This window comes from Enterobacter sp. SA197 (assembly GCF_054131575.1).
On sequence record NZ_CP096393.1, the window covers coordinates 981622 to 1003738 of the forward strand.

A 22117-nucleotide genomic window follows, 5' to 3' on the forward strand; every position below is an offset into this window, starting at 1 on the left:
AGCCTTGCCTCTTTATTATCGACTCTCTTCACATCTATAAAATCGCCACGAACGCAACTCGTTTCGGCCAGATTCATTGAAAATGAATATGTAGATTTATGCCAAAACCCTCATGTAATTGTAAGCCTGGTTTATTTTTTACTAATTGAAGGTTCTATTGAAGCGACTTACTAGATCAGAAAGCAACCTTTTGAGATAGATCTGAGTGAAGTGATTACCTGCATTACACCTACGTAATTTCCGATAAAAACTTTTTCCATCTTTTTTATTGTCATTAGAATGATGAACAATGTTCTTATGTCTGAAAACGCCATCAGCAAGTGTTTGCGCTTGATGAAATATAGAATCTCGCCAGAGATTCGGCAGAAAATATAGCATTAAAGAAATCGCTAAAAATTAACACCCCAACAAGGTTAGCCACGAAATCAAGAGATAGAAAGAGGTATAGTACTATTGTGTAGAAAAAGTGGACACTGCTACTGGAAAAGCATTGGCAGACGAAAAACTCCAGGATATACAACACCCCGTCATGCCCACGCCATTTAAATATATTACTATGAAGCTCACCTTTATAAGATGCGTCCTATTTCATCAACCATAACCCAGGTAAACCGCGGCAACTTGATAACAACCTTAAAATATTGCATCAATAAATAAACGTCCATTCTAAAAATAGTGGCATGATAGTTTAACGGCCAAGTCTAACTTTGATGCAGGAATTTTTTATATTCAGGGCATACTATATTCAGTACACCCTGAATGTTAAAACTAACAGTTCTTAATATCAGGCTTTGCTGTAAAACGGCGAACAATAATAAAGAAAAGTGGAACAAAGAACAGCGCCAACACTGTACCGGCAAACGTACCGCCGATGATACCCGTTCCTATTGCAATACGGCTGTTAGCCCCTGCCCCGGTGGCCACAGCGAGTGGAACCACACCAGCGATAAATGCGAGAGAGGTCATCAGTATCGGACGCAAGCGTGTCTGTGCTGCACTGAGGGCTGCCAAACTCAGCGAGGTCCCTTTCTTGTAGGCCTCTTCTGCAAACTCAACGATTAGAATAGCATTCTTAGACGTAAGCCCGATTGTAGTCAGCAGCGCAACCTGAAAATAAATATCGTTATCCAGCCCTCGAATTGCGATGGCCATTACAGTTCCCAGCACCCCCAGCGGTACCGCCAGCAGAACGGAAAGAGGCACAGACCAGCTTTCATAAAGCGCAGCCAGACACAAAAAGACAACTAACAGCGATATTGAATAAAGCGCAACGGATTGACCACCAGCCTGTTTCTCTTGCAGTGAAAGCCCACTCCATTCTCCAGTTGCCCCCGCTGGCAGCTGTGCAGCAATCCTTTCTATGGCATCCATCGCATCCCCAGAGCTAAAACCGCTCGCATTTTGCCCCTGTATTTCATAAGAGGAGGAGCCATTGAAGCGATCCAGACTTTCCGGCCCGCTGGTCCAGCGAGTCGAGGCAAAGGCGGTAAACGGCGTCATTCCAGCATCGTCATTACGGATAAACCATTTATCCAGGTCAGTAGGTGCTGCCCGAAACTGTTCATCTCCCTGCATATAAACACGTTTAACGCGGCCTCGATCAATGAAGTCATTAACGTAGGCACCTCCCCAGGCACTGGTCAGAGTTTCAGTAACATCAGATAACTGTAATCCAAGCGCCACAGCCTTATTTGTATCGATGTCAATCTGCAGTTGGGGCATCTGGGGCAGTACGTTTGCGCGGACCGCTTGCAGTGCTGGATCTTTCTGAGCAGCAGCCAAGAGTTCATCGCGCATTTGTTCCAATTCGCTACGCGTCACACTGCCGCTGGCCATCAACTCATAGGTAAAGCCGGTATTCTGGCCAAGACCGGGTACGGGAGGCGGGGTCAGCGCGTAAATCTGGGCGTCTTTGACGGAAGACAATGCCATCATCGCTCGCATAGCTATCGCATCAGCTGAGTTATTACTCCCCTTACGGTCTTCCCAATTCCTGAGCTTTACAAATGCCATACCGGCGTTCTGAGCCGCGCCGCTGAAGTTAAAGCCATTAATCGTGAACACCACGTCAGTATTGTCTTTTTCCTCGCTTAGGAACCAGTCGGTGATCTGCTTATTCACCTCCTCGGTACGCCCGGACGTTGCGCCAGCAGGTAGCGTAGCCTGCAGCATGATACTGCCCTGATCTTCAGTGGGAAGAAAACTACCAGGGAGACGAGAGAACATAACAAACAACATCAAACCAACGGTACCGTAGAGCACAAGCATAAATATGGGACGTCGGAAAATTTTGATAACCACGAGCGAATATTTGTGTTCAAGTGCGTCATAGAACTTATTGAAACCACCAAAAAAACCCCGGTTTTTTAAATTACCCGGCTTCAAAAATGCCCCGCAAAGGGCTGGTGTCAATGTCAGAGCCACTACTACAGATAGTGTCATTGCCGCAATGATGGTGATGGAAAACTGACGATAGATGACACCTGTCGAACCGGCAAAAAATGCCATGGGAAGGAATACTGCAGAAAGTACCAGTGCAATAGCCACGAGCGCGCCGGAGATCTCCTTCATTGATTTTTCTGTTGCTTCCCTGGCCCCGAGCCCCTCCTCATGCATGATCCTCTCGACGTTTTCGACCACAACGATAGCATCGTCAACCAGCAAGCCAATCGCCAGCACCATCGCAAAAAGCGTCAGCGTATTTATCGTATAGCCAGACAGGGCGAGTACGCCGAACGTGCCTAGCAGTACCACCGGTACGGCCAGCGCAGGTATAAGCGTTGCGCGAATGTTTTGAAGGAAAAGGTACATCACAACAATTACAAGTCCGATAGCCTCGAACAACGTGATGATTACATCCTTCACTGAAAGACGGATAAAGTCAGTGCTGTCAAGGGCATAGGCCACCTCATACCCTGCGGGCATAGAATGGCGGTATTCATTAAGTTTTGACTTAACCTGCTCAGCTGTGTCCAGTGCATTAGCACCAGGGGCAAGCATGATGCCCATGCCAGTGGCGGGATGACCGTTCAGCCGGGTTGTCATGTCATATGATTCACTCCCGATTTCAACGCGCGCAACGTCACCAAGTCGGACGGTTGCTCCATCCTTACTACTCCTGACAATAATATTTCTGAATTCTTCCGCCGTCTGGAGGCGGGACTGAGCACGAACAGTTGCAGTCAATTGCTGGGAGGAAGACGAAGGAAGGCCTCCTATTTTACCCGCTGAGACCTGAATGTTCTGAGCCTGAATAGCCGATGAAATGTCCGAGGGTTGAAGTGCAAAGGAGTTTAACTTGAAAGGGTCCAGCCAAATACGCATGGCATACTGCCCACCAAAGACCTGAATATCTCCTACACCTTCTGTCCTGGCGAGCGGTTCTTGAAGGTTACTCACGAGCCAGTCGCCTATATCCGCGCTGGAGCTGGTATCTGTTTTGTCGTAAATACCTAAAACAAGCAGAAAGTTTGACTGCGATTTGGTTACAGTGACACCGAGCTGCTGTACTTCAGTCGGTAGACGGGAAAGCGCCTGCTGAACTTTGTTCTGTACCTGAACCTGTGCGGTATCCGGATCGGTTCCCTGGCTGAAAGTCACGGTCACGGTCACGTTACCCTGCGAACTGCTACTGGAGGTAAAATAAAGCAGATTATCAAGGCCAGTAAGCTGCTGTTCGAGTATCTGGGTTACGCTGTTTTCAAGCGTTTCCGCAGAGGCTCCAGTATACGTTGCAGATATATTTACGGCGGGCGGTGCCACATCAGGGTACTGCTCAACAGGCAAAAGCTTAATAGAAAGCGCACCCAACAGCATGATTAAAATCGCAATAACCCAAGCGAAGACCGGGCGATAAATAAAAAATCGTGAAAACATGAGAGAGCCTCTGTGAGCCTGACGTTATCAGGCCAGACTTAATAAAATAATAATTTACCAGCCCCATTAGGCTCAGTAAGGAAGCGTTCTGATCTGTACCGGCTTGAATTCTTCAATCATGTATACTTTCCTCACGTAAATACCCCACTATTATCTTTGTTTTTGCCAAACAAACATTAAAGAGCCTATCCGCATCTCATTCATGCAGAAAGTTGGTAATACCGTGCAAAACCACCCTCCACCTGCCCCGAAATATTTCACCGACATCATGTGGGGATGTTAATAGAGAAATACTTTCAACATCACTAAATTAACCTCCAGGTTTGAGTGAAATCACACCCTTTTTCAATAGAAGCCATTTTTAAACCCGCAATAAAATTTGTTAATAAACAACTCTCAAACTTCCTCATAAGAAGCTCAGGCTCGCAATGGTTAACCTAAACGAAATACAGAAAGTGACTCCCCGTTTCTCTTTCATATTTATTTAAGATACCATTTCATTACCTCGGATTTTATTTATAAAAAGGCATAAACAGTATCATATTATTGATTGCCCAGTACCGGGAGGTAAATTTCAAATAATGCGCCTCCGCTTTTCCCTTCCCCAGCTGAAACGCTCCCCTTATGCATATGAACAATTTCTTTCACTAAATGAAGCCCCAAGCCTGTACCCTGCGACTGTGGTATAACGCGCTGAAAAGGTTCGAAAATTCTCTCTCGCTCTGCCAGTGCTATACCAGGCCCTTCATCCTGAATAATGATATAACCATCTTCACTGAGTTCTACGGATATGAGCCCCTTCCCGCCGCCATAAATAACCGCATTCTGAAGAATATTAATAACGGCGCGAGAGAGAGAAGCCTCGTCCCCACGGACGCTGACGGTACACTTGCAGGAGATAAACTCAATGTCATAACCAGAAGCGATGATCATTGGAGAATAGTCAGAAATGACCTGCCGGAGCATATGTTTAAGATCAACGACGATAAAAGTTGAAAGCTCCCGACCGATTCGTTGCAGGTCTAGTAGGGATTCCGCGAGGTTTGACAAACGCGCGACATCATTGCCCAGAATGCGTCTGGCCTTTGTATCAGTAAGGATACTTAGTCGGGCCTCTATGATCGCAATCGGTGCTCTGAGCTCGTGCGCTGCACTCGATAGAAAACGATCGCGCTCGTCATATCCGTCGCTGAGTCGCTGTAGCGCTCCGTTTACGGCTTTAACCAGCGGCATAACTTCACTGGGGATACCGTCTTCTCTAATGCGCGCCTTGCGATCGCTTTCGTTAATGTGTTTTGCATCGCTCGCAGCGTTAGACAGTCCGGAAAGCATTTTACGCGTTATGAATGGAATAAAGATGACAGCGGCAATACCCATCGGCAAAAAGATTTTCAAGCTCAGCACAGAAGCTAAAAGCGAGAAAATATCAAAAGCTTTATACGTCGGTATTCCTCCAACCAAAACACGAATGGTTCTTTTACCTATGTTTTTGGTTAATAACTTCATTGAAAGCTGGCTGTTTTCTTTCGTTGCTTTAACTTCGGACATTCCGAGAGCATTGATGTTTTCGGTTAACCTCTCATATACCTCAGGCACGTTGCCTGAATGAATAACCTGCCCCTTATCATCACTGACCACAATCCATGCATCCGCATCCTCAAGTAGCGTAGCAACTTGAGGAGTTGCACGAATGAATAATTCCTTCCGCTCGTTATAAGCGACAGCATCCAGAATTAATTGCACCTGAGAATCGGGGATAACACCGCCAAATGTCAGATTATTAGTTCTCATCGCATCCAGGATAAAATAACCAATGGTGAGATACAGCGTGATAAGCTGTAGTGAAATAATACTCATGGCCATTTTAGAAGCGAGTGAGAGCGGTTTAAGAAGTTTCATGGCTTTCCTTAAGGAGATAGCCCACACCACGTATAACATGTATGGTTACCTGCGCTTCAGCAGACTCTAATGAACGACGCAGGCGGGAAACGTGCGAATCAAGAGAGTTGGACTGGATTACTTCATCGAAACCATAAACTCTCTCGATCAGCCATTCCCGCAGAACAGTACGTCGAGCACGTGTGCAAAGCGCCTCAAGTACAAGCAACTGCCTCCTCGGAAGTACTATTGGTATGCCGTCAACCACAACGTCTCTGTTGTTGAAATCGAAGATAAGGTTTGCAATTGTGACCTTCGGAATACTCACTTTAGCTGGTCGGCGACCAATTGCGCGAATTCTGGCCATTAGTTCTTCAAATGAAAACGGTTTATTGAGATAGTCATCCGCCCCAAGGTCGAGGCCTTCAATTCTGTCAGATATATTCGATTTACCGGTCAGGAAAATGATGGGCAGATCGGCGTTAATTTTACGAATGACGGGGACAAGTGATGCGCCATCGCCGTCCGGCAGTTGCCTGTCGAGCAGGATCAACCCGTGTAAATCGGCTTGAAGCACGCTTCTAGCTGCACTAATGGACGAAACGCCATCGGCAATCATGCCTTCTTTTTCGAAAGCCTTGATGAGAGCTGATACCATTTCTGGTTCATCTTCAACAATTAATACGCGCATCATTTCATCTCGCTTTTCATTTTATGAAAAGATTATCATATCTTTTTCTAGCATGACGTAATGTTTAGGTAAGGTTTTAAAGGTAGGGTATCCAAAATGTTAACGGATACAACAATAGAGCAGACTTACATTCTCCTTTTAGCTCGCTGCGTTTAATTCTCAGTCAGCATCTGAAAGCACCTGCAGACCAGCAGTAGGAGTAGGGCTAAATACAGAATCTTCTTACTATGAATGAAACCTTAAATATGTCTCATGAGCTTACTTTAACAATGCTGATTAGAACGTTCCAGAAATGAATAGCTATTATGTTGGCATTTCTGCCGAGGATACTTATGCTGCGAGTTATCAATAGATAAATCCTAAACTGGCATCTCTCTATACCTTGATTTCCAGGCGGCCTATTCAATGTCACAGCATTCTTCGTGTCAGAATGGACGTCTTATCCGATTGTCAGATCGGTGCATAGCAGCCCACGATTGATGATCATTTCACGCACTCATTTATTGCATCAGCAAGGTATCTATTTAATCCGCTGCTGAAAATAGGAGTGTTTTCCACATTTTTAATAATGGGAGTAAGTTTTGAAAATTGTACATTTAGGATGCCTTGGCGCTATCCTTTCCACATTATCATTTTCGACCATGGCCTTACAGGGAGGTGTTGATGCTGGCGAGCATTTCACCAATATTCAGGTAGGAATGGGCAACGATTCACCAGGCCTGGCGGTCAGCGGTGAATGGATGAAAAGCGATCACGACGGTAGCTTTGCTAACCTTGGCCTTAATTTCGGTATTGGCAATGAGAATTTCATGATTTCACCGGGTGCAAAAGTGCTCTTTACCAATCCGAAAGACAGCCATGACGGTTACGCGTCTGCCTTCGGCGGCGACGCCCTGCTGGCGCTTTCTCCGGCATTTCGGTTGTACGGTCAGTATTACTGGGCTCCTGACTCGATGTCTGCTCATAATGACGGCTTCCAGCAGGCATCTGCTGGCGTAAGCGTCCGCCCGATTTCACTGGTCGACCTGCGCATAGGTTATAAGTACGTTGCTATCAACGGTAAGGAAGGCCATAAAGATAACGTGCTGTCTGATGGACCTTATATCGGAGCGTCAATTCATTTCTGATCTGTTGTAAACAGCTTCACCATCCTTTAACTCCCTTCTCCGAGCAGGAGCATCCTCTCGGAGAAGAATCTCCCATCATTGGACGATGAATGCACGCCGTTTTATTTATTGTCAACCTTGACGCGTAGAAGTCACCAGTCTGACTGCCCCCCTTAAAAGCAAAATTGAAGCTCAGATCTAACCAGTCCTCATGTAAAATGAAATCTCAGGAATGGTAAATAATTGGCGACTGAAACTATCCTGAACCAATATTATAAGCAAATCAGGATTTCATTCTTATCCGATTATTATGGCTAGTTTTTCCGTAATAGCTGTATCTGCCGATACGCCAACGTGCTGATTATATTCTCCCAGATTTTTCCACATCCTCAGATGCAGTGTTTTGCTCAATGAACGCTTTCGCATTCCTCATGAACTACAAAGACAGGAGCGTGAACTGCAAAGGCTGTTCAATAACTCCTTGAGCCGGGTTACAGATGACAAACTGAAAAGACTGGACTGGCATCGATTATGAGTGGGAAATAACTGCGTGGTTTTTCCTGCGAGCCAGACCGTCAGCCAGCCACCGTAAGCAAAAAGTCGGAAAGAATCAGTTTTAGACTGAATACAAATCCAATCGGAATACATATTGAGTGGTTATGGCGCCGGGAAGGGTATATGTCAGCGAGGTAATGATAATAATTGCCCCATGATAATTCTTCGGAAATTTAATAGAAGCCCACCCCATAACAGACTCTGCAGAACATCCCAAGCTTTATATCCACGATTAACCTGCAGACAAGTCTCGCCACTGAGTATGCCAATATCATGAGATATGTATTTAGCAGCATTTATAACAGTAAAACTGTAAAATTAATTATGTAATGAATAGAACCTTTTACATTTCTGACCTACACTTGCGTACTGAATATCATTTGGCTATGGAGCAATTGCAGTCCACAGGAGCAGTACATGAAAGTAATTTCTTTAGGCGCATTTTCAACCACAGTAGGAGCTTTATGTTATGGCGTCCCAGGCGTTATTCTCACCCTTGCGGAAAAGCAAGGAAGTAATGTCAGCAATGTAATTTCCACACAATATCTGATTGCGTTTGTCGTCTTTTTTTTTGCTTCCGAAATCTGCCCCCCTCCAACTAAACCAATGAAGTTGAATGAAAAGGGCATCATTCTTGCCTCTGGTATTCCAGTATTTGGTGTAACTTACTGTTTTTATAAAGCACTGTTCTATCTGGGCGTGCCGACTGCAACCATGATGATGATGCAATCTGCATGGATTGCGCCCACCTTGACGGCGTTTCTAAAGGGAACCCGAATTAAACGTCATGACGTCGCGATAATCGTTCTTATCCTGACGGGTGTTGCCGTCGCTACGGGTGCTTTTCGTATGGGAATGTCTTTGAGTCTTCCCGGAATGTTCTGGGGCATGATGGCTGCGCTATGCTACAGCCTGTTCATAGTATCGATGTCCTGCATTCCCTCCGGAACGGGCATTTCGCAGAAAGCGCGATTGATGACGCTGGGAGCATTTCTGACCTCTCTGTTTATTTATCAGGATAAAGTGGATATATCACTCTTCAATACAGATATATATTGGGCTTGCCTTAACGGCGTGTTTGCCTGCATTCTGCCTTTAACCACTTTCAGCTTTGGCATACCTAAAATCCCATCTACTCTGGCAGGAATGTTGATAACACTTGAGCTTCCATCGGCCTATATTTTGTCTTACTTGATATTGTCCGAAAATATATCAATCGACCAGATATCAGGTTGCATAATCATTGTTGCTTCTATTGTGTTTTCAAATTTTGCCAGTGCAAAAAAATGTAGTGATTAAAGCAGAAATGAGGCCGAATTCCTTGGCCTCTGACTAAATAGTTAGAATCCCATATTAATCCCTCTAACATTCAGGCATTAGCCCATAGGCTGCTGACATGCATGGTTTTACGAGGCAATGTCTTCCATCACCATGCAGACTGACGTTGCTAAAGAGGACCATCTGCTCCCGCATACTTTAATTGAAGCAGCAAAAAACACTCTCAAAGCTCGACACTAAATAAAAAGTTAATGTAGCATCACAAAGTTGGGAAAAACCGTTAATCACAATGATAAGAAGAATGAAAATTTCTTTATGTCTGATATCATCGTTAAATCGAAATTTTTGTTTCAGAGAGCAAATCATGGCGAATCATCCAACCCAACTGTCATTATTGCAGGAACAAATCCGTGAGCGTTATGACTCGCTCAGCAAGAGGCTAAAGCAGGTAGCCCGCTATATCCTCGATAACAGCAACAGCGTGGCTTTTGATACTGTGGCCTCCATCGCGCAAAACGCCGACGTGCCACCCTCTACTTTGATTCGTTTTGCAAGTGCGTTTGGCTTCAGCGGCTTTAACGAGATGAAACAAGTATTTCGCCAACACTTGATGGAAGAGACGGTTAACTATACCGAGCGTGCGCGCTTGTTCCGTCAAACCGCGGCGGATGACGTTGGCGCTACGCCTGAAAAACCGTCAGAGATCCTTAACGTGTTCACGATGGTCAACGTGCAGGCTTTGCAGCAACTGTCCTCTCAGGCACGTCCGGAACAGCTCGAAAGCGCTGTTAAACTGCTTCAGCAGGCGGAAAATATCTACGTTATCGGCCTGCGGCGTTCGTTCAGCGTAGCCAGTTACCTCACATACGCTTTGCGTCACCTGGAACGCCGCACTTTCCTCATTGACGGTCTGGGTGGCATGTTTTCAGAGCAGTTAAGTATGGTCAGCCCGCGAGACGTGGTTGTGGCAATCAGTTACTCGCCTTATGCGCAAGAGGCCGTTGAACTGGTAGAACTGGGAGCAAAACGTGGCGCGAAGCAGATAGCCATTACTGATAGCCAGGTCAGCCCACTCGCTGCCTTCAGCGATGTCTGCTTTGTCGTGCGCGAAGCACAGGTTGATGGCTTCCGTTCCCAAGTAGCTTCTATGTGCCTTGCCCAGACGTTGGCGGTATCAATGGCGCTTAATACTTCTAATTAATCATCTCTCAGGCAGTGCATGACACTGCCACACGTTCTTTACGTGCCTCAGCGATATGTACAGTGAATCTGAGTTAATCTTTCGGTTTAAAACGTAAATCTATGAAGTGGCAGGATGAACAACTTAGAGGAATACGCATCCGGCGAAGAAGCCGGATGCGCAGAGTAGACTTATTTACCGAGGTATTTTTCCATATTTTCGCGGCATTCTGTCGCGATATCGTACAGATCGTATTCCCAGCGGTTCGGACTAAACAGTTCGGCTGACCACATACCGTCGTAGCCGGTAGCCTTGACCGCATCGACCCAGGCCTGGATATCAAGTTCGCCTTCGCCCGGCATATAGTTACGTAGCACCATCTGATCCCATGCTTCGCCTGGCTTCGGCAGTCGACCATCACAGAAATGCACACCGTAAATAAGATCTTTATCGAGCTTCGCGACTTCTTCCGGGGTGTTGCCCGCAGCATAGAGGTGCCAGAAATCGATAACCATCCCGACGTTCTTCTTGCCTACACGACGGATCACTTCCAGCCCTTGTTGCAGGGTGCGGAATTTGGTGAAGGCGATAACCTCAATCTGGTAACGCACGCCATACTCTTCGCCGATTCTGGCGATGGCACCGACGTTTTCAGTGATGATATCCATCACGGTATCGTCCGGCTGATCGTCGATTCCGTTAAGCGCAAGAATCTGCACGGTCGGGCAGTTAAGCTCTGCCGCCGCTCGGGTCAGACGGGTGGCTTCGGCCAGCATAGCTTTTTTCTCATCGCCCTTGTGGCGCTCAATTTCCAGCAGGGCGTTAACGCAGCCAACGGAGAGACCGTAGCCATCAGCAACCTGCTTCAGCTTCTGCGTGGTGCCGCCATTGTCCAGATAGCGAACTAATTTGGCACTCAGCAGTTCAAGGCTGTCATATCCTGTATCACGAGCGATCCGCGCATCAGTTAGAATATTGCAGTAGTGGGTTGAAATGCCATGTAATGCCTTTTGCATAGGGTACTCCTTCTTATTTGTAAGATTACAGATCGGTCATTTCGTGAATATATCGACGCGCTAACATCGCGTACTCAAGTGGGTTTGCTATTGCGGGGTCTTGCTCAGCCTCTACCACCAACCAGCCGCTATACTGATGTTTGGTCAGCAGAGCAAACACAGGTGCAAAGTCGATGACTCCGTCACCCGGTACGGTGAACATCCCTCTACGCACGCCCTCAAGGAAAGACAGTTTTTTCAGAGCTACCTGCTCTATCATTTCGTCACGGCAGTCCTTTAAATGTACGTGGCGAATGCGCGGCAGGTATTTCTCCAGCACAGCGACGACGGCACTCTGGCTGCGCTCTGAAGCGTAGACATGGCCGGTATCATAGAGAAGGAAGACGTTTTCATCGACGGAGGACATAAACCTGTCTATCTCATCCAGAGTCTGAATACCGGTACCGATATGGTGGTGCAGGCAGACCGACATCCCTTTTTTGGCCGCGCGAGCGGCAAGCAGGTTATAACCCTCGACAACGCGCTGCCATTGCTCGTCTGTAAACACCATCTTTTCGGCGTAGACTGGCACCGGTTTGCACTGAGTACTGCCGCTCTGCTCGGAGCAACCAATCACTTTTGCTCCCATCTCGTGGAGGAAATCCAGCATCTCGTCAAAATCGCGCAGCGTCTCTTCTTTACGACCATCGGCAAAAAAGGTGCTGAACCAGGCGTTACAGATTTGTAGGCCACGCAGCTCCAGTGCGGGTTTTAGCACGGCTGGATCACGGGGATACTTGCTGCCAATTTCGCTACCGCTAAATCCTGCCAGTGCCATTTCACTGACGATCTGCTGGAACGTATTCTCTTTACCGAGATCTGGCATATCGTCATTGGTCCATCCGATAGGCGCAATAGCCAGTCTCACGTTGTCGCGGTTCATAATCATGGCCTTTATTATTTTTTAACGTTGAGATATTGAGCAATACCCCACAGCACCAGGGCGTGGTCGTCCTGAGCCGGCAAACCACTCACGCTCACCGCTCCCATTACTGCACCCGAAGTATGCAGAAGCGGGAAACTGCCGCCGTGGTCACAAAATTCGGCCTGGTCGATGAAGTTATGCAACTCCATGCGCGCTCCGGTTCTCTCATAGTTAAGGCCGGCATACATGGAGGAGTGTCCCAGGCGTAAAACGGTATTACGCTTGCGCTTCATCCACTCTATGTTGTCGGAGGTTGAACCCGGTAACGCAGCGAAGAAAAGCGGTTGGCCATAGGCGTAGACCTCAATTGCAACCGGTGCGTTCTGCCCTGCGGCGCGCTCACGAATGGCCTGGCCAATCTCCCAGGCTGCGTTAAAGTCGATTTCGGTAAAGCGATGTTCTTTTTCCTGATTCAGTAATTGATCAAGGGTCAGTGACTGGCTCATAGCAAACTCCTGTTAGGAAATGGTTAGCAAGATGGATAGTGAAAATCAGTGATGAACATGTAGTGAGGTTATGCTTTTAAAATTTAAATTTCAATTTAGTGGCAATTTGGAATAAAACCACCTTTTACTTATTAACATAATGATTTATATGTAATTTAAAATGAAACGAAAGAAAGTGAGCTCAGCGTGAAATGAATGATGGTGTCTATTCGTGATCCCTATCACTCATATCATTCACTATCAATCGTGATAAATTTGTCGATATCCATCTCAGCTCACAAAATGTTTTCCTCCCTGACGCCAACAATCTAAAGCAGTATGTTTGTTTCATTTTTTGCAAAAAAAAAGCGCAGCATAGCGCTGCGCAAAAGATAGATAAGTGTCCGAGTGAGTAGGTTCTAATTGTCTTCTAAACGAGGGTAATCCTCACTATTCACCCAGGCGTGATCTTTCTCCCAGGTAAACAGCCATTTCCGCGTTGGTCCTGCCATAACATTGAGATAGTAATTATTGTACCCGGCGATAGTGGCGACCGGATGGTAGCCGCGTGGTACCTTCACCACATCTCGGTCATAAACAGCCATTGCTTCATCAAGACTACGATCGTCGGTATAGACACGCTGAAGAGCGAAGCCCTGCGGCGGATCGAAACGGTGATAGTAGGTCTCTTCCAGATAGGTCTCTTTTCCCTCTACTGGAGTGTCATGTTTGTGGCTCGGGTAGGAACTGGTGTCGCCTTCAGCGGTGTAAACTTCTACCACCAGCAGGCTGTCTGCTGGACGGTCATCCGGCAGGATGTTATGAACCAGCCGCTTGTTACGTCCTTTGCCACGGTGCTCTACACCTACATCTTTTGGCGCAATCAGCCGCACCGGCAGATCACCCCAACCCGGAGCGGAGCATACCGCCAGCTCCAGCGGAGTCAGAGCGGTAACCTGTGCAGGGGAATGGTGCGGCAGATAGACCGACCACGCGGGTGTGCGCTCGAACGGGCTCATACGCTCGCCGATACTCTCAAAAGTGCCCGCCTGAGTAACGACCGTCGCCTTGCCGGAAACGAGCACCAGGCAACGTTCGAGCGCATCCGCAGGCAGCGTTATCTCCTGCCCGGCCTGCAGCCGATAAACATCAAAACCCACATACTTCCAGCCAGCATTTTCCGGCGTAATGTGCTGGGTTCTGCCGTCCGGCAATGATGTCGAACGGCTGAGTAAGGTCGCCATGATCTTCTCCTTCTCTACGTTAACCCAGAGTCGGCATGCTGAATTCAGATACCGTCTGCTGCCCGTTAGGCCAGCGGGTCGTCACGGTTTTCATTCGGGTATAGAAGCGCACGCCGTCTGGTCCATGCACGTTCAGCGCGCCAAACACAGAGCGTTTCCAGCCGCCAAAGGAGTGGAATGCCACTGGTACAGGTACCGGGATGTTAACGCCGACCATACCTGCTTCCACCTCCTGAACAAACTCTCGCGCGTAGTGGCCGCTGGTGGTAAAGATGGCGCTGCCGTTGCCGAACTCATGGCCGTTAACAATGGCGATCGCCGTTGCATAGTCCGGGGCACGGACAATACCTAACACCGGGCCGAAGATTTCCTCTTTGTAAATAGTCATATCTGTGGTGACGTTGTCAAACAGCGTACCGCCGACATAGAAACCTTCTGGATAGCCAGCCACCTGACAGTTACGTCCGTCGATCACCAGATCAGCACCTTCCGCGACACCTTTATCAATATATCCGAGAACCTTCTGCTGGTGAGCGCGGGTGACGACCGGCCCCATCTCATTCTCTTGCGCACCTTTCAGGTGACCCGGACCGACACGTAGGCTCGTGACCAGAGGCTGCAGACGGGAGATCAGTTTCTCCGCCGTGCCTTCGCCCACCGCAACCACAATCGGCAGCGCCATGCAGCGTTCACCTGCCGAGCCAAACGCCCCGCCCATAATGGCGTTTACAGTGGCATCGAGATCTGCATCCGGCATTACAATCGCGTGATTTTTTGCTGCACCGAACGCCTGTACACGTTTGCCATGAGCGCTCGCTTCTTTATATACATGTTCTGCTACAGAAGAAGAGCCCACGAAACTCACCGCCTGAATACGCGGATCACGGGTCAGAATGCTGGCAACATCGTTACCGCAATGCACTACGTTGAAGACACCATCCGGTAGACCCGCTTCTTTCAACAGTTCGGCAATACGCAGCGACGCTGATGGGACTGGTGCTGGCGGCTTCAGGATAAAGGTGTTACCGCATGCCAGTGCGATAGGGAACATCCACATAGGAACCATCGCCGGGAAGTTGAATGGGGTTATCCCGGCTACCACACCCAGCGGCTGCATAACAGAGAAACTGTCGACGCCGGTGCCAACGGTAGATGAGAATTCGCCTTTCATTAGATGTGGGATACCGCAGGCAAATTCCACGACTTCCAACCCGCGAGTCAGTTCGCCCTGTGCATCAGAGAAGACTTTACCGTGTTCGCTCACGATAAGCTCCGCCAGCTCGTCACGGTGAGCTTCCAGCAGCGCTTTGAATTCAAACAGCACACGTGCACGACGCAGCGGGGTTGTTTTTGACCAGGCTTTGTAAGCTTTATCCGCTGCATCAATGGCTTGCAGCATCTCTTCCTGTGTGCTCTGGGTGACCTCGCGGATCACTTCACCACTGGCCGGGTTAGTGACGGGTTTGGTTTCGCGGCTGGTACTGATAACCGTTTTGCCATTTATAAAGTTACCGACAGTTTCCATTTCTCTTTACCTTCTTAACCATTATTCGTCATCCGGGCTGAATGCTCTCTGTACATGGAGCTCCCGGCCATCAACTCCGTTTCAATGTAATAATTCGAATCAAATATTTCAATTTAAATTTTATGAAACTTTAATTTAGTGTGATCTTCTGCAAGATTCTTTCATTTCTTTAGGAAAGGGACTGCCAGCTACAGCGTAGAAAGCCAGACCCAAACCACTGTATTGTAATGATTTTTATTCTATCGCCTATGCCACTCAAAAAAATGAAATTCGTTTCACTGATATGAAATGAATGTTTTTTATGATCTCGTTAACAAAACCAATACCCACAAAATGGTAGAAATAGTTCAGTTATTTTATGATTTGAAAAAAAAATACCATTTATCGGTCGCCACGGTCATCCCGCAGGCGTCATATGAGGAATAACCTATGTCTTACGATCATAAGTTCAATGCATGGTACGTCTACATGCTCTGCTGTATTGCCGCCCTGGGTGGCGTCATGTTTGGCTACTCCACGGGCGTTATTGCTGCCGCGGTCGGATCAATGCAGAAATATTTTGCATTAAGCCCGTCAGAAATGGGGTGGGCGGTCAGCAGCGTGATCGTCGGCGCAGTGCTGGGGTCGCTGATGGCGGGAAAAATTGCCGATCGTATCGGCCGAAAAAATGCTTTGTTGCTGGCTGCATTGCTCTTTGTTGTGACCTCAGTCATCTCAGCAGCATCGTCGCTGTTCTGGTTATTCAGCATTGCTCGCATAGTTTGCGGGCTGGCGGTAGGCATAGCCGGTACTGTTTCGCCGATGTATATGTCGGAGATAGCCCCGGCACGTATTCGCGGTAAGGCTTCTGGTATCTATAACGTCTCAACTAACCTTGGACAGCTGGCGGTGTTTATCGTCAACTTTTTCATCGCCCGAGGCATGGTGGAAGCATGGATGGTACAGGATGGCTGGCGCTGGATGATGGGCCTTCAGTTGGTGCCATCGCTGCTGATGCTGCTGCTGATCGCCTTCCTGCCTGAATCTCCGCACTGGAGCATCAAACGCCATCGCGGCCATAAAGCCATTCGTGTGCTGTCTCGTATCTACCCTGAATTTAATCAGGAGGAGGCACGTCAGCTTTTTGAGCAGGCCCCTGTAGCAAAAAGCGCTTCTTCTCCTGCTGGCACCACCAGCATTGCAGGCAAACCTGTGCTGCGCTACATATTGCTCGTCGGCATCATGATTGCAGTGCTTCAGCAGTTTACTGGCGTTAACGTTATGAATTACTACGCACCGTTAGTGCTGCAAGGCGCTTCCAGTAGTAAAGATGCTGCGTTATTCCAGACCATCTTTATCGCTCTGTTCAGCGGTGTCGGCGGCATTATTGGTATGAATCTGTTTGACCGCTACGGACGTCTGCCGGTGATGAAAATCGGTACTGTAGGTTCCATGATCGGCCTGCTGATTGTCTCTTATGGCCTCTACACGCAGGACACCGGATATATGACCATTTTCGGTATCCTCTTCTTTATGCTGTTGTTCTCTATCGGTTGGGGAAGCGGTGCATGGGTACTCATTTCTGAAATATTCCCGGAGCGCATTCGTAGTTTCGGGATGAGTCTGGCGGTCAGCTGCCTGTGGATTGCCAACTTCGTTATTACCCAACTCTTCCCTGTTGTGAATGACAACGCTTACCTGCAAGACAATTTCCATGGTGCGTTCTCGATGTGGTTGTTTGTCGGATTTAATGCCTTCTGCTTCTGGTTCTTACATCGTTATGTTCCAGAGACTAAAGGTGTTTCCCTGGAAGATATCGAACAGCTCGCCGAGAAAAAAATGCAGCAACTTCAGCGCTCTACCGACGCACTCGCCAGCAACAAATAACCTTTGGCCTGCCCTTTTTTAGCGGTGGGCCGGTTTGAATTTTTCAATTTAAAAAATTAAAAACAGGAGTGAATCATGCAGTTTCATAAGCCGTTACCTGTAGCAAGAACACCGGACGGAAAAAAAGCACCTGCGCTGCGCTGGGGGATCATCGGTCCCGGCTGGATCGCTAACCGCTTTGTTTCTTCGGTACAGAAGAGTACGCGGCAACAGATACTGGCCGTCGCCGACATTAGCCTGAAGGGCGCGCAGGATTTTGCGAGCAGCCACGATATTCCCTTCGCCTATGGCTCTGTGGAGGAGCTTGTTTATAACAAAGATATCGATGTGGTCTACATTTCCGTGCCACATCCGGCGCATTTCACCTGCGCGATGGAGGCAATTCGCGCAGGTAAGCATGTACTGGTTGAGAAACCACTGGCGCTTAATGGATCTGAAGTGCAGAAGCTGCGTGATGCGGCACGCCAGAATAAAGTCTTTTTGATGGAAGCCATGTGGACGTGGTTCCTGCCAAAATTCGACGTGCTTCGTCAGGTTCTGGAAGAGGGAATGATCGGCGAAGTTCACTCTATTATTGCCGATCATGGCGAACATTTTGGCCCAGAGCACCGTATTATGCGCGCCGATTTGGCCGGCGGTCCGTTGATGGACTTAGGCTCCTACCCGGTAGCTTTTGCGACTAAAATCCTCGGACGGCCGGAGAACGTGTTAGCCTCAGGCCAGCCTGCGCCAGCCGGGGTAAACGGCCAAGCATCGATCATCTTAAGCCATGCCAACGGTAACCAGTCATCTATTCATACCACGCTGTTCAGCCATACGCCGGGCAGCGCCGTGATTGCCGGAACAGAAGGCTATATCTTCATGGAAGGGATGTTCTATACACCGGGCAATTTCCATATTTTTAATAATGATAAGCAGAAAATCACCTACGAAGAGCCACGTTTTGCCTACGACCAGCTGTATCACGAAGCCGCGCATGTTGCTTACTGCATTGAGCAGGGGCTGCTCGAGTCCCCGCTGCGTCCGCTTGAAGACTCGCTGGTCACCATGCAAACGCTTGATGAAGTGCGTAAACAGTTAGGTATCGTATTTAATGAGGAACGCGACGGAGGTCGCTGATTCGTTCCTTTCTTTATAGAGACTGGGCCTGTAGATAAAATCGGGCCCAGCATTATCTCATTCTCCCGCCAGTCGTTTTCCCCTGCTATGGGGCTGAGTGGATCAGCGTCCGGATCGCAACTGCGCCAGCCAACGCGCAGCATGCAGCGGCAAAGTATATCCCTTCATAACCTGTTACCCCTGCCAGCAATCCCGCCAGCGGCCCGGTAATCCCATAGGCAATATCCTGAAAGGCAGAGAAGCCGCCGAGTGCTGTACCGCGCACCTGAGGACTGACGGCGCGTACCGTCACCACACCGAGGGAAGGAAAGACCAGAGAACAGCCCGCTCCGGTCAGCGCCGCGCCGAGAAGCGCAGCGACAGGCGTCGCTGCAAGCCAGATGATTAGCAGCCCCGCACACTCAACCAGGAGCGATAACGTTGCGATGGTGGCTGCGCCGTAGCGATCAAGTGCCTGGCCTAATAGTAGTCGTACCAGAATAAACAGGCCTCCAAACGCCGTCAGAGCAAAACCCGCATTTCCCCACCCTCTGGCAGCAAAGTAGAGCGCAATAAAAGCGCTGATAGCTGCAAAACCGATGCCCTGCAACGCGAGCGCCAGTCCAGGCCGCCAGATGCCATTCAATACCACGCGCAGCGGCACGCGATTGCCAGGATGCGGCGCCACGTGCAGCACACTGCTATTGATGAGCAAAGCGACAAGGGGTAAAACGATTGTTCCCATGCCGAGCGCGATAAACCCCGCCTGCAGATAGAGAAACGCCCCCAGCGGGGCACCACAGGCTAGTGCACCGTAGGTGGCCATGCCATTCCACGAGATGACCTTTCCAGCTTGCGCGCTGCCGGCAAGCCCCATCCCCCAGGTCAGGTTGCCCGTCAGAATCTGGCTCTCCCCGAGGCCGAGCAATAGTCGACCAATCAGTAATGTGCAAAGCGCCAGCCAGACATCTGCAGCGAACAGAGCAGCAAAGAGATAAGCGATTCCCGCAAGGCCGCAAACCAGCAGCCCTTGTAGCGTAGTACGCTTCGCCCCCCTGCTGTCGGCGAGACGACCGGCATAGCTACGGGTCAGCACCGTGGCAAGGAACTGAATTCCGACCGCCACACCGACCCAGGTATCACTCAGCCCCAGCTGCTGGTGAACAAAGAGCGGAATGGCGGTCAGCGGTAAACCGACTGTCATATAGGCGAAAAACATAGCAAGGGAGAGACGGATAAGCCTGCCAGAAGCAGCAGGTATCTCTGAAGTGGTAGTAGAGGTTGGCATCGGGTCTGATCTCAAGGAAGTGCAGAAATAAAAACGGGGCCGTAATTCGGCCCCGTTGATCATGCGCTCGCCATCAGGCGGCATTGGTCAGGCATTTCGCCGGACGATACTCTCGCCAGTAGCTGATTAGCGTCATATAACGCTTCTTCACCGCGTTTATCAGTTGCTCATCGCTGTACTCACGGCTGAGCCAGAAACGTGAAGGTTCGCCGAAGATGGTACGACCTACAGCAAAACCTTTTACCCAGGGAATATCTGCCGCTTCGGCGAAGCCAGCTTTCAATTCCTCTTCCGGCGCATCCAGCCCCAGGATCACGATACCGCGGCAGTGCGGATCGAAGTGTTCTATCAATGCACTGATCTTATGCCAGGCCGTGCGGGAGAGAGCTGGCAGCTTCCACCAGTCCGGCTTGATCCCCAGCGAATAGAAGTGCTCCACGATGGTGGCATAGTGTGCTTCGTCCCGGTCTTTTACTGTATGAGGTAAGATCACCTCAAGCAGCAGTTCATGCCCTGACTTGCAGCAGGCATGGTAGACTTCGTTGATCAATTCTTCCTGTTCACGGCGCAGCGCTTGCTCATCATTCGGATGGTAAAACACCAGGCATTTCACTACATGCTCCAGCGGCCAGTCCACCAGTTGCGAGCCTATATTGCCATGCTCCAGGCGTAACGGGCGTGAACCCGGCATCTCAATTGGGCGGCCAATCCACCAGCCTTCTCCCGTGATCGTATTGAGTGCGTCCTGCCCGTAAGTGGTATCAGCTAAAATGCCACTGTTGTGTGCCAGTCCGGCTTCCTTTGCCGCCTGGCGCGCGCCCTCCAGTAGCAGCTCTTTCAATTTCGGAATCTCTGTTTCACTTGCGCCTACCGCGTGAGCAATATCCTCAAGTTGCTTGCGGTGGTCGAACGCAAAGACACACAGCTCTTTCCAGTCCTGCTTGCGGGTAGTGGTGCGGTGCAGATGGTTCAGCGTCTCATCCTGGTCCGGACGCTTCACGCTCTCTTCACGGGTTAAATAATTATCCAGTTCTTCGCGCGTCGGCATCGCCGGAGCGCAGCCGTGGCGGGATACGACCAGGGCCCCGCAGGCGTTGGCGTAACGGCAGGCGGTTTCCCAGCCTTCATCGTTCATATAACCACGCAGCAAGCCGGACATAAACGCATCGCCTGCGCCCAGCACATTCAGTACTTCTACACGCACACCGCTGTGCAGTTTGACCGCATCCCAATGGGTGGGAATATCGCCTTCAAACACTGAGCAACCCAGCGCTCCGCGTTTGCACACCAGAGTAGCATGGCTGCGTTCGCGTACTTTGCGCAGCGCCGCCAGTGTATCGGTGGAACCGCCAGCAATATGGAACTCTTCTTCGGTACCGACGATAAGGTCGAACTGGTCCAGAACCTCCTGCAATTCCTGCGTGACCTTACCGGACTCAATAAAGCGGGTTTCACCATCGCCGAGGGAGGTGAGCCCCCATAGTACCGGTCGGTAGTCGATATCCAGCGCGCGACGTAAACCATGCTTTTTAGCGAAGGCCAGCGCTTTCAGTACTGCGGCACGAGTATCCGGGTGTGAAAGGTGTGTGCCAGTGATCGCCAGTGCGCGCGATGAGGCAATATAGCTCTCATCAATATCGTCTGGTGTCAGCGCCATGTCCGCACAGTTATCGCGGTAGAAGATAAGCGGGAAAGTGTCCCGGTCTTTAATCCCCAGCAGCACCAGTGCGGTAAGACGATCTTTATCGGTGATCAGATGTTGTGTGTCTACGCCGACACGGAGGAGCTCTTCACGCAGGAAACGCCCCATATGCTCATCGCCGACGCGAGCCAACATACCGGAGCGCAGCCCCTGTATCGCCGTACCGTAGGCAACATTACCTGATGAACCGCCCAGGTACTTCGCGAACGTCCCCATATCCTCTAGCCGTGCGCCAATCTGCTGGCCATACAAATCAACAGCGATTCGACCAATGCAAATGACGTCCAGTGCTTTTTGTTCACTGTCCATTGTTCATGCCCTCAGCAAAGATGGTGTGTTTTTATGCATGTTAAGGTTTAATAATTTCATTATCAACACAAATGAAACAAACATTACCATTAAAAACATGACAAAGATCACAGTTA

15 protein-coding genes are annotated in these 22117 nt (G+C 49.2%); 5 read left to right on the forward strand and 10 right to left on the reverse strand.

The window, feature by feature from the left end:
* Positions 1–768 precede the first annotated feature (768 nt).
* The 3 genes from M1D91_RS04490 to M1D91_RS04500 form a co-directional block, all read right to left on the reverse strand.
* Entirely contained in the window at positions 769–3876 is a 3108-nt protein-coding gene (locus tag M1D91_RS04490; RefSeq protein WP_437433147.1) for an efflux RND transporter permease subunit, read from the reverse strand.
* Between the two features lie 543 nt (positions 3877–4419).
* Positions 4420–5775 carry a sensor histidine kinase gene (locus M1D91_RS04495; protein WP_437433146.1) on the reverse strand — a complete coding sequence of 452 codons (1356 nt, stop codon included), beginning with the start codon at positions 5773–5775 and terminating at the stop codon, positions 4420–4422.
* Complete coding sequence (locus tag M1D91_RS04500; protein WP_437433145.1) at positions 5762–6448, reverse strand: response regulator transcription factor; 687 nt, start codon at positions 6446–6448, stop codon at positions 5762–5764. The genes M1D91_RS04495 and M1D91_RS04500 overlap by 14 nt, the downstream gene beginning before the upstream one ends.
* A 578-nt stretch (positions 6449–7026) precedes the next feature.
* On the opposite strand from M1D91_RS04500, the gene M1D91_RS04505 reads away from it, so the two are divergent.
* The 3 genes from M1D91_RS04505 (at position 7027) to M1D91_RS04515 (ending at position 10585) form a co-directional block, all read left to right on the forward strand.
* On the forward strand, positions 7027–7572 hold the full coding sequence (locus M1D91_RS04505; protein ID WP_437433144.1) for a YfaZ family outer membrane protein: 546 nt from the start codon (positions 7027–7029) through the stop codon (positions 7570–7572).
* A gap of 951 nt (positions 7573–8523) precedes the next feature.
* Positions 8524–9405 carry a DMT family transporter gene (locus tag M1D91_RS04510; protein WP_437433143.1) on the forward strand — a complete coding sequence of 294 codons (882 nt, stop codon included), beginning with the start codon at positions 8524–8526 and terminating at the stop codon, positions 9403–9405.
* 343 nt (positions 9406–9748) lie between these two features.
* Positions 9749–10585, forward strand: a complete 837-nt coding sequence (locus M1D91_RS04515) for a MurR/RpiR family transcriptional regulator (RefSeq protein ID WP_097486261.1) — start codon at positions 9749–9751, stop codon at positions 10583–10585.
* Positions 10586–10755: 170 nt separating this feature from the next.
* On the opposite strand, the gene M1D91_RS04520 is transcribed toward M1D91_RS04515, so the two are convergent.
* From M1D91_RS04520 to M1D91_RS04540, 5 genes are all read right to left on the reverse strand, one after another.
* The gene (locus tag M1D91_RS04520; protein ID WP_437433142.1) at positions 10756–11580 is read right to left on the reverse strand and encodes a sugar phosphate isomerase/epimerase family protein; all 825 of its coding nucleotides are present in this window, start codon (positions 11578–11580) and stop codon (positions 10756–10758) included.
* 25 nt (positions 11581–11605) lie between these two features.
* Positions 11606–12502 (reverse strand): myo-inosose-2 dehydratase, encoded by an 897-nt coding sequence (gene iolE, locus M1D91_RS04525; RefSeq protein WP_437433141.1) that lies wholly within the window; start codon positions 12500–12502, stop codon positions 11606–11608.
* Between the two features lie 14 nt (positions 12503–12516).
* Positions 12517–12990, reverse strand: a complete 474-nt coding sequence (locus M1D91_RS04530; RefSeq protein ID WP_437433140.1) for a heme-degrading domain-containing protein — start codon at positions 12988–12990, stop codon at positions 12517–12519.
* A 398-nt stretch (positions 12991–13388) separates the two neighbouring features.
* Positions 13389–14213 carry a 5-deoxy-glucuronate isomerase gene (gene iolB, locus M1D91_RS04535; RefSeq protein ID WP_437433139.1) on the reverse strand — a complete coding sequence of 275 codons (825 nt, stop codon included), beginning with the start codon at positions 14211–14213 and terminating at the stop codon, positions 13389–13391.
* A 19-nt stretch (positions 14214–14232) separates the two neighbouring features.
* Positions 14233–15738, reverse strand: a complete 1506-nt coding sequence (locus M1D91_RS04540; protein ID WP_437433138.1) for a CoA-acylating methylmalonate-semialdehyde dehydrogenase — start codon at positions 15736–15738, stop codon at positions 14233–14235.
* 429 nt (positions 15739–16167) lie between these two features.
* Between M1D91_RS04540 and M1D91_RS04545 the strand changes: the two genes are divergently transcribed.
* Together M1D91_RS04545 and M1D91_RS04550 are read left to right on the forward strand one after the other, a co-directional pair.
* Positions 16168–17604 (forward strand): sugar porter family MFS transporter, encoded by a 1437-nt coding sequence (locus tag M1D91_RS04545; protein WP_437433137.1) that lies wholly within the window; start codon positions 16168–16170, stop codon positions 17602–17604.
* A gap of 75 nt (positions 17605–17679) precedes the next feature.
* Positions 17680–18723 carry a Gfo/Idh/MocA family protein gene (locus M1D91_RS04550; RefSeq protein WP_437433136.1) on the forward strand — a complete coding sequence of 348 codons (1044 nt, stop codon included), beginning with the start codon at positions 17680–17682 and terminating at the stop codon, positions 18721–18723.
* Positions 18724–18808: 85 nt separating this feature from the next.
* Here the strand turns inward: M1D91_RS04550 and M1D91_RS04555 are convergent, their stop codons facing one another.
* Together M1D91_RS04555 and M1D91_RS04560 are read right to left on the reverse strand one after the other, a co-directional pair.
* A complete protein-coding gene (locus M1D91_RS04555; protein ID WP_437433135.1) occupies positions 18809–19990 on the reverse strand; it encodes an arabinose transporter in 1182 nt (393 codons plus the stop codon).
* 73 nt (positions 19991–20063) lie between these two features.
* Positions 20064–22001, reverse strand: a complete 1938-nt coding sequence (locus M1D91_RS04560; RefSeq protein WP_437433134.1) for a bifunctional 5-dehydro-2-deoxygluconokinase/5-dehydro-2-deoxyphosphogluconate aldolase — start codon at positions 21999–22001, stop codon at positions 20064–20066.
* Between the last annotated feature and the right edge of the window lie 116 nt (positions 22002–22117).